The following is a 1,859-nucleotide window of genomic DNA, read 5'->3' as shown; positions in this document are numbered from 1 at the left end:
CTTCAATCAGTGCTTCCACTTCTTCAAACTTTGTGACGTCCGTTTGCACAAATAAAGCGCTCCCTCCAGCTTCTTCAATTTTTTGAAGGGTATCTTTTCCTTTCCCTTTATCATAATCAGCAATGACCACCGCGTCTCCTTTTTGCGCAAACTTTAAGGCAGTTTCTTTGCCAATTCCGCTTGCTCCTCCTGTAATAACCGCTACTCGTTTTTGCTGCATGTTTCTCCCTCCTTGATAAAAGTTCCTTTCTTTTACATTATAGCATTCTTTTTTATACCATCCGCTTCTATTAGTCACCTCATTGCTATGAAATTAGCCGAGTTAGGCATAGGTGAACGCTTTTTTAATAAAAATCAGCGTGTGTACAAGCAGTTTGTCATTTTTTGCATTTACTATAGTGTAAGGAGGTGATAGCTATGCATGAACACACAGGTAATGTATCTATCCCACGTCCTCCGGATGTGGTGACAATTCTGTGGGAGCGAAATCCTTTGGATAGACAAGCTCCTCGTACTGTCGTAGAAGCAACAATAATCGGCAGCGCAAAGCCTTGTGGACGCTTGTTAGCTCAAGGTCAGCGCTACCGAAGTGCAGCACATTGTTTGCTTGATAACGGCTTTGAACAAATTACTGCTGAAAGATTAGGAGTATTTGGAGTAGCTGTATTTGTTAGAGAGTATTAAAATAGAAAAAAGGGACCTTTCTGTAAGTTTAGAAAGGTCCCTTGATACGTATTATGCGTGGAAATTCGTGCCGTCTGTTACAGCTTCGATTACACCAGCGCGAATGACAAAGTCACCAAAGTGCTCGCCTTCTTCTCTCTCTTTTGCATAGCGAGGAAGCAAGACGCGCAGTTCGTTTAAAATTTCTTCTTCACTGATATTTTCACGGTACATTTTACTTAAGCGGCTGCCATCAAATGCTGCTCCAAGATACATATTGTATTTACCCGGCGCTTTACCGATAAAAGCAATTTCACCTAAAGCAGGACGTGCACAGCCGTTAGGACAGCCCGTCATACGAATGGTAATTTCTTTATCGCGAAGGCCGTTTTCATCTACAATTGCTTCAATTTTCTCAAGAAGAACTGGGAGATAACGCTCAGCTTCTGCCATCGCAAGCCCGCATGTTGGAAGCGATACACAAGCTAATGAGCTGCGGCGAAGAGCCGAATAATGCTTGCCGTCAGTTAATCCATATTGTTCGATGAGATCACTAATTTGTTTTTTCTTTTCAGTTGATACGTTCGCGATAATTAAATTTTGATTGGCCGTTAAACGGAAATCACCGCTATGAACTTTTGCAATTTCACGAAGACCCGTCATAAGCTTATAGTCTTCAAAGTCAGCAATACGTCCGCCTTGAACAAAAAGAGTAAAGTGCCATTTTCCTTTTACACCTTTTTCCCAGCCGTAGCGGTCGCCGTTATGATCAAAGTGATAAGATTTTGCTTCGTCTAAGCTCCAGCCCAGACGATTTTCAAGCTCTTCTTTTACCGTTTCTAATCCAAGACGATCAACCGTGTATTTAAAACGCGCGTTTTTACGTACAGAGCGGTTTCCATAATCACGTTGAATCGTAATGATTTTTTCAGCTACTTCTAGAATTTGATCAGGTCGACAGAACCCAATCACTTTTGCAAGCTGAGGGTAAGTTGCTTTATCTCCGTGCGTCATACCCATACCGCCGCCGATTGCTACGTTAAAACCAACAAGTTTCTCGTCTTCTAAAATGGCAATAAAGCCAAGGTCTTGTGAATACACGTCAATATCGTTAGACGGTGGAACAGCTACGCCAATTTTGAACTTTCTTGGCAAATAGAGCGGACCATACATTGGTTCCACTTCTTCTTCTACTT

At 42.0% G+C, this 1,859-nt stretch carries 3 protein-coding genes; 1 reads left to right on the top strand and 2 read right to left on the bottom strand.

All coding sequences use genetic code 11. From position 1 onward, the window contains the following. On the bottom strand, positions 1-220 hold a 220-nt coding region (locus tag AC1DRF_RS25610; protein ID WP_477742030.1), incomplete at its 3' end, for an SDR family NAD(P)-dependent oxidoreductase. Positions 221-417: 197 nt separating this feature from the next. Between AC1DRF_RS25610 and AC1DRF_RS25605 the strand changes: the two genes are divergently transcribed. After that, positions 418-684: a hypothetical protein gene (locus AC1DRF_RS25605; protein WP_427075985.1), complete on the top strand. Its 267-nt coding sequence runs from the start codon at positions 418-420 to the stop codon at positions 682-684. 51 nt (positions 685-735) lie between these two features. Here the strand turns inward: AC1DRF_RS25605 and AC1DRF_RS25600 are convergent. Continuing rightward, the coding region (locus AC1DRF_RS25600) for an NADPH-dependent assimilatory sulfite reductase hemoprotein subunit (protein WP_477742029.1) at positions 736-1,859 on the bottom strand (1,124 nt) is incomplete at its 5' end.

This window comes from Priestia sp. P5_B4 (assembly GCF_056400385.1).
This window is presented reverse-complemented; position numbering and strand designations above follow the sequence as displayed.